Genomic DNA, 7315 nt, shown 5'->3' with positions numbered 1-7315 from the left:
TCTATATATGGCAGCGCTTGAACTCGAAAGAAAATGGACCGTGCCAATCAGAGGCTGGTCTGAGGCCTATTCTCAGCTTGCCATATTGTTTGAGGACAGGGTACAGTGAAAATTGGACTTACACAGTTCGTGAGACACTCCTTTAAAACTTTCTCTCAAGGTCTTTCAGAAGAAGCTTGAAGCTCCTGCCTTCCTCTTTAGTCACTTCCTTCATAAAAGAGCACTCTATACAGCTTGTGAATTTCTTGGCAAATGAGCCCTGAACCTCTCCCTTGCAAAAGGTGCCTGCGACAGACCAGCAAAAACGGCCGGAAGAGCTTCCTTTGTTTACGCCGTGAAATTTTATCTCAGTGGTTGCCGGGCAAACACCTAACTCATTCGCCTTGGCACCTCCGGGCTCGCGTCCGCAGCTCTTGAATTCCCAGCAATTTAATCTCTTTGTCATTATGAATTCACCTTTGAGAAATCTATTATATTAAAAAATTAACCAAAACAAAAGTCATCAATAACATCACAGCATATTTATAGGATCAACATCTATATCAACCTTCATATTTTTGATCTCTTTTACCATATCAGCGATCTCAAGAGCCTTCTGCCTGAGAGATTTTGCGTTCTTGCCTTTTAATATAAGATGCCATCTATAGAGGTTCTTTATCTTCTCTATAGGCGCAATGACCGGGCCGAGCACTGTCACACTGCCTGCATCATTTTTTTTGAGCCTTGCTGACAGGTTCTTCATTACTTTTTCACCTGTTGTTTTAATCTTAAAACCAAAAACAATCCTGACAAGTTTACTGAATGGAGGATATGAGAGTTCCTTTCTGAACTCAATCTCCTTCTCATAAAAGCCCCTGTAGTCATGCCGCCTGACATAATCAAACATGTAATGATCAGGCTCGTAAGTCTGAATAAGCACCTCACCCTTTTTATCACCCCTGCCGGCTCTTCCGGCAAGCTGGGTAAAGAGCTGGAAGGCGCGCTCCGCTGACCTGAAGTCTGGAAGGTTGAGCGCAACATCAGCGGATATCACTGCCGCAAGCGTAACATCAGGGAGGTCATGCCCTTTGGCGACCATCTGGGTCCCGAGAAGCAAGTCCGTCTTGCCTGCCTCCATATCCTTTACCATCTTGTAATGTGAGAGCTTGCGCGTGGTTGTGTCCCTGTCCATCCTTGCCATTCTCAGCTCAGGGATAAGATCTTTAAGTCCCTCCTCTATCTTCTGTATGCCTGTGCCGACATATTCAAGCTTTGTGCTTTTACATTCAGGGCATATGTCTTGAGGTTTAAGATATGAACCGCAGTAGTGGCAGTTCAGGCTCTCGGTATTCTTGTGATAAGTAAGGGTGATACTGCAGACAAGGCATTTGTATGTATATCCGCAGTCTATGCACATCAGGAACGGTGAATATCCCCTTCTGTTAAGCAGTATCAGTGATTGCTCTTTAAGAGAGAGCTTCTCTTTAATCTTTGTTATCAGCTTTTCAGAGAATGCGAGCACCTTATTCTCTTTGGACATATTGATCATCTCAACATCCGGCATAGGCCTCTTGTCGATCCTGTGCTGAAGTTCGATCTTTGTGAACTTCCCGATCTCTGAATTATAAAAGGTCTCAAGAGAGGGAGTGGCTGAGCCGAGAACTATCTTTATGCCTTCTATCTGCGCCCGCACAAGCGCGACATCTCTTGCGCTGTATTTAAGTCCGTCAAACTGTTTATAAGATCCATCATGCTCCTCATCAATTATGATAAGGCCGAGATTATCAAAAGGCGAAAAGACCGCGCTCCTCACGCCAAGCACCACCTTCGCCTCGCCTGTGCGCATCTTATGCCAGCTCGCAAGCCGCTCGCCGACAGAAAGCCCGCTGTGATAAAAGACAACCTTGTCGCCGAAGTTATTCCTGAACTGTCCTATCATCTGGGCTGTGATAGCTATCTCAGGCACAAGGACTATTGCAGATTTATTCTGAGGAAGAGATTTTACAGCCCGGATATATACCTCTGTCTTGCCGCTGCCTGTGACACCATGAAGAAGGAACACACCTGATTGTGCATTATTGATCTTCTCCAAGGCGCTCTTCTGTTCAGGGTTCAGTACGATGCGTTTTTTAATTCCATCTTCCGAGCCGGAAGTGATTCTCTGCTTTCCGGTTTTTTTGCCTTCAAAAATGGATGATGGCAATGCGTTCTTCAAAACCATGCCGGGTGAGGAGATATAGTACTGCCCTACCCAATCCATGAGCTTGAGCAGTTTATCAGGGACAAGCGGCTCTTCATCAAAGACCTTCTCGATAGATTTGAGAGTTATTCTCTTTTCCCCTCCCTCACCCTTGACCCCTCTGTATCCCCCCTTGGCAAGGGGGGAATTTAAGGGGGGTAACTCTCTTCCAATTCCGATTATAATGCCGACCTTTTCAGAACGCCTGAACGGCGCAAGCACACGAGAACCGATCTTAATGTCAGCGTTTATATCATCAGGCACAAGATATGTGAATGACCCTGCGTCAATAGGAAAAAGAATATCAACCTGCATCAGATGTCCGTTCATGAGAAAGGATAACATTTCAAGCTGACTACTTGTAAATATGTTTGCTTCACAAATGCAGTATTTATAAAACGAGGATTGTGAATATTTGCCTCGAATGAAAAATATATTGATAGCTATAAAATAACCTTAAAAAGTTATTGACTGAATTACAACTTTGTGCTAATGTTCTCTATCTACATAATAACTGGTTGGGAGTCAAAAGAAATGCATGATTCCATAGCGTTAATAAAGCATTATATTCCTTCAATGTTTAACATTTTTAGCCCTGGCAACACTCAGATAAAAAATATTAAAATTGCGTATGAAAATCGGCTCTCTCGTATTCAGCAAAGTATAGACAAAGGCGGTGTATTTGAGGTAAAAGAATCTCTATTTGATTTATTTTGGGATGCAAACGAAGCAGACGAGGATGCCTGTCTTAAATTGGATTTTATTGATCGCACTCTACACTCTTTGAATGCAAGTATACCTGCTAATCTTAGGAGTGGTATAGGAAATATCTGCTACAAAATGATTATTGATATGACTGATAATGATTCCAAGTATGTCACTTACCTTGCTGAACTGGCCACTATAAACATCTTTCTTCAAGATGGCAGAACTACGCTTCTATCATACGAGTCAAAATTGCCGAACGGTAGGCCAATTGATTTTGAAATACAATGGGATGGGACGCCGTGCCTTATAGAAGTTTTTACGATCTTGATTGATCATGCGAAAATCGAATCTACCGATAAACTGATGCGTTTTCTTGAGTGTCGGATTGAAAGAAAATTTAATCATAAATTCCATCAAGTTAAGGATCTCCCAAATTTTATTTTTGTGCCGGTGCTTTGGGTCACAAACGGAGGTAATATTCTTGGGTATGCTGATGTCGCACGCAGAATTAGAGAGGAGTATAACTCTCTCTTTTATTTTATGGTTTTTGGCAAGTATTATTTACCGGGTACCAGTAGAAAGTTGTATGAATTTGTAACTCTTGAAAATTATGCATCAAAGTAATACTAACCACCAGGTCAAGCAGACAAGCCGCTTACCTGCTGCGTTGTGCTAACAATGGTTTATTGTAGTCATGGAAAAATTATGAGTATTATTTTTATCAGTATTTTGATGTTACTAACCTGTACAAGTTCTATTATTTGGGCAGAAGATTGGGGTAGTTGTGCAAGTGAACTTGACAGTCTTCGTAGAGCCGCAAGTTATGCTTCAGATGCTGCTCAATCGGCTGAATCAGCGAAAAACGAATATGAAGATAAAAAAGAAGAAGTCGAAGATAAGAAAAATGATTTAAGAAGTTGTTTAGATTTCCCCGATATATATGATCTCTATGGAGATAGGTGTGAATCACAACGGAGAGAATATAATGATGCTGTAGATGATTATAATTCAGCTAAATCTGATTATCAGTCTGCATTGAGCATTTTAGAAAGCGAACTATCGACGGTTGGAAGTAAAATTAGATGGGTGGAGTCATCTTGTGGAGTAGATTTTTCTCCTTCTGTAAGTAAGTCAGACCAACTTAATCAAGATTTTGACAAATCCAATGGAGGTGCTTTATAAAAACAACTGAACCTGTGATTGCCATATCCCGGGCTTTGACAGAAGTGTGGGAATGGAAGGACGCAGTTAATAACGACACCACAGACATGTCAGTCGAGGAGAGAATTAAATACTTCGGAGACGGCCTTGTGCTGGCGGAACAACTTCTTCATGGCCGTTTGATTCGGAATGAGGACGGCAGTTATACGTTGAAGTGACGGCAGACTGGGAACTCGCCTATATGACAGTGAAAAAGACAGCTAAGACTGCGAAGGAGTTCGACAAACGCTTTGATGAAGGCGAGGATATCCATGATCTTGTAGATATGTCCAAAGCTACTGTTATCCATCACGGGAAGAAAGTCAGAATCACTCTTGATATAGCGGAATCGCTGGTAAATGATATTGATGACATCCGTAAAGAGATTGGCGTTGACAGGGGTGCGTTAATAAAAATCTGGCTTCATGAACGCGTGAAACAGGAAAAAACGGCAAACGTGGCTTAAAACTTATTTACCGTAATTCCCGGCTCAGTACAGCTATTGATGACTAACGCTATCATCCACCTGCAATTAATCCATTCTCCTCTTGAACCATTTTTCTATCTCAACCGCAACGAAAACCACAGATGATAATGCGAGTGTTAACGCAAGTTCACTCAGTGTCAACGGCTCTGTCTTAAATACAGAGTTAAATGCCGGGACATATATGGTTGCCATCTGAAGTATAAACGTCAATACAACTGCGCCGAGAAGGAATTTATTGGTGAACAAGCCTATGGTGAACAGGGACTGTTTCTCCGACCTTATGGCAAGGACATGGCCTAACTGTGTCAGGCAGAGCACGGTGAATACCATCGTCTGCCAGTGAGCATGCCCGGTATTTATTGACCATGCCTGGACGAATAGAACTACGCCGCCCATCAGAAGGCCGACCCATATGGCATGAATCCCCAAGCCGTAAGCGAATATGCTCTCTTTAGGATGCCTCGGCGGCCTGTTCATAACATCACCTTCAGCAGGTTCAGCGGAAAGTGCGAGCGCCGGAAGGCTGTCTGTAACAAGATTTATCCATAATATATGTATCGGCAAAAGCGGTATAGGCAGCCCGACCAGCGGAGCGAGAAAGAGCGTCCATATCTCGCCTGAGTTGGTAGTAAGAAGATATTTTACGAACTTCCTGATGTTGTCATATATCTTCCTGCCTTCCTTTACAGCCTTTACTATGGTCGCGAAATTGTCGTCAAGCAGTATCATATCTGATGCTTCCTTTGAAACGTCAGTGCCGGTAATTCCCATGGCAACGCCGATGTCAGACCGCTTTAAGGCGGGCGCGTCATTTACACCGTCGCCGGTCATTGCGACAAACTGTCCTTTGTCCTGAAGCGCCTTTACTATCTTGAGCTTCTGCTCAGGCGCGACCCTCGCGTAAACCCTGATATGCTCAACTCTTTCCTCAAATTCCTCCATTGTAAGTTTATCGAGCTCTCTTCCGGTAATTATTGTCCTCGGGTCATCATCAATGATACCGAGCCTCTTTGCTATCTCTCTCGCTGTGATCGGATGATCCCCGGTTATCATCACCGGTTTTATTCCTGCTCTCACACACATAGCAACAGCCTCTTTTGCCTCTTCTCTTGGAGGATCCATCATGCCGGTGAGCCCTATAATGGTAAGCCCGGCCTCGACATGCTCATGAGACATGTCATCAGGCAGTTTGTCCCACTTTCTCATAGCAACGCAAAGAACCCGCAGTCCGTCAGCAGCCATTCTGTTGCCGCTTTTAACTATCTCTTCTTTATTGATAGGCTTGAGCCCGTCAGACGTTAGGATATTGTCTGACCTGTCAAGCAGAACATCTATCGCGCCTTTGGTGAAGGAAATCACCCCCCCTTCGCCCCCCCTTACCAAGGGGGGGATGGGGGGGGTCATATGAAACGTTGTCATGCATTTTCTGTCAGAATCAAAAGGTATCTCAGCTACACGTGGAAGTTCCTTCTCAAGCTCCAGTTTGTTAAACCCGTTCTTGTCTGCGATATCAAAAAGCGCGGTCTCTGTAGGGTCGCCGATCAGCTTGCCGTCCTTATCAAAAACAGCGTCATTGCTGAGTGCGAGAGCGGTCATCAGCAAAGAAGATGGAGAAGTTTTGAAGTTTTGAGGTTGAGAAGCTTTTGTCTTTACTATTTCATTATCTATATACAGCTCCTCCACCGTCATCTTATTGAGAGTGAGAGTGCCTGTCTTGTCTGAACATATGTAGGTGACTGAGCCAAGCGTTTCAACGGCAGGGAGTTTCCTAATGAGGGCATTCTGCTGTACAAGTTTCTTTGCGCCAAGCGCAAGAGATATCGTTATGACCGCAGGCAGCGCTTCTGGTATAGCGGCAACCGCAAGGGAGATAGCTGTCAGGAGCATCAACATGGGATCCTCCCCTCTCATAACGCCTATGCTGAAGACTATTGCGCATATGGCAAGCACTGCGATGGCGAGCTTCTGGCCGAAGCTGGCAAGCCTCTTCTGAAGCGGGGTCTTCACCTCTTCCTCTTCCTGCAGCATTGTCGCGATCTTGCCAAGCTCTGTATTCATGCCTGTCGCTACGATGATGCCGGCCCCGCGGCCATAGGTCGCGAAGGTACCCTTGTATGTTATGTTCTTTCTGTCGCCCAACGGCAAATGCTCATCATGAAGCGCGTGTGTATGTTTCAAAACAGCCTCAGATTCACCAGTAAGGGCCGCCTCTTCCACCTTCAGCTGCGCGGACTCTATAAGCCTCATATCAGCAGGCATTATTTTGCCGGCCTCAAGTATGACAACATCACCGGGAACAAGCAGGGAGGCGGGTACGGTCTCAGGGACGCCGTTCCTTATTGCCGTTGCAAAAGGAGCAGCCATCTTTTTAAGGGCGGCCATCGCCTTTTCAGCCCTGTATTCCTGTATAAAGCCGATGACCGCATTGATAACGACAATAACAATTATTGCTATGGTGTCGGACAACTCACCGATGAACCCTGAAATAACGGCGGCGGCGATAAGCACCATTATCATGAAATCCTTGAACTGGTCAAAAAACATCATTAGCGGGGTCTTCTTCGCTTTCTCCTTTAATTCATTAGGGCCGTATTCTCCAAGCCTTTTGTCGGCTTCTTCAGAAGAGATCCCCTGCAGCGAAGATTTCAGCTCATCAACTACCTCATTAATTTTCTTTTGATGCCAGTTCATTGTCAGTCTCT

General features: G+C 44.5%; 7 protein-coding genes. 4 read left to right on the top strand and 3 right to left on the bottom strand.

Annotation, left to right across the window (positions count from 1 at the left end):
* Positions 1 to 142: 142 nt before the first annotated feature.
* Both HY807_09255 and priA read right to left on the bottom strand, forming a co-directional pair.
* On the bottom strand, positions 143 to 445 hold the full coding sequence (locus tag HY807_09255) for a hypothetical protein (protein ID MBI4826589.1): 303 nt from the start codon (positions 443 to 445) through the stop codon (positions 143 to 145).
* Positions 446 to 511: 66 nt separating this feature from the next.
* Positions 512 to 2548, bottom strand: a complete 2037-nt coding sequence (gene priA / locus HY807_09250) for a primosomal protein N' (protein ID MBI4826588.1) — start codon at positions 2546 to 2548, stop codon at positions 512 to 514.
* Positions 2549 to 2752: 204 nt separating this feature from the next.
* Here priA and HY807_09245 point away from each other — a divergent pair, with 204 nt between their 5' ends.
* From HY807_09245 to HY807_09230, 4 genes are all read left to right on the top strand, one after another.
* Complete coding sequence (locus tag HY807_09245) at positions 2753 to 3550, top strand: hypothetical protein (protein MBI4826587.1); 798 nt, start codon at positions 2753 to 2755, stop codon at positions 3548 to 3550.
* Positions 3551 to 3631: 81 nt separating this feature from the next.
* Positions 3632 to 4108: a hypothetical protein gene (locus HY807_09240; GenBank protein MBI4826586.1), complete on the top strand. Its 477-nt coding sequence runs from the start codon at positions 3632 to 3634 to the stop codon at positions 4106 to 4108.
* 14 nt (positions 4109 to 4122) lie between these two features.
* Positions 4123 to 4305: a hypothetical protein gene (locus HY807_09235; protein MBI4826585.1), complete on the top strand. Its 183-nt coding sequence runs from the start codon at positions 4123 to 4125 to the stop codon at positions 4303 to 4305.
* 23 nt (positions 4306 to 4328) lie between these two features.
* A complete protein-coding gene (locus HY807_09230; protein MBI4826584.1) occupies positions 4329 to 4592 on the top strand; it encodes a CopG family transcriptional regulator in 264 nt (87 codons plus the stop codon).
* A gap of 66 nt (positions 4593 to 4658) precedes the next feature.
* Here the strand turns inward: HY807_09230 and HY807_09225 are convergent, their stop codons facing one another.
* Entirely contained in the window at positions 4659 to 7304 is a 2646-nt protein-coding gene (locus HY807_09225; GenBank protein ID MBI4826583.1) for a cation-translocating P-type ATPase, read from the bottom strand.
* Between the last annotated feature and the right edge of the window lie 11 nt (positions 7305 to 7315).

This window comes from Nitrospirota bacterium (assembly GCA_016207885.1).
Lineage (GTDB): Bacteria > Nitrospirota > Thermodesulfovibrionia > UBA6902 > UBA6902 > JACQZG01.
This window is presented reverse-complemented; position numbering and strand designations above follow the sequence as displayed.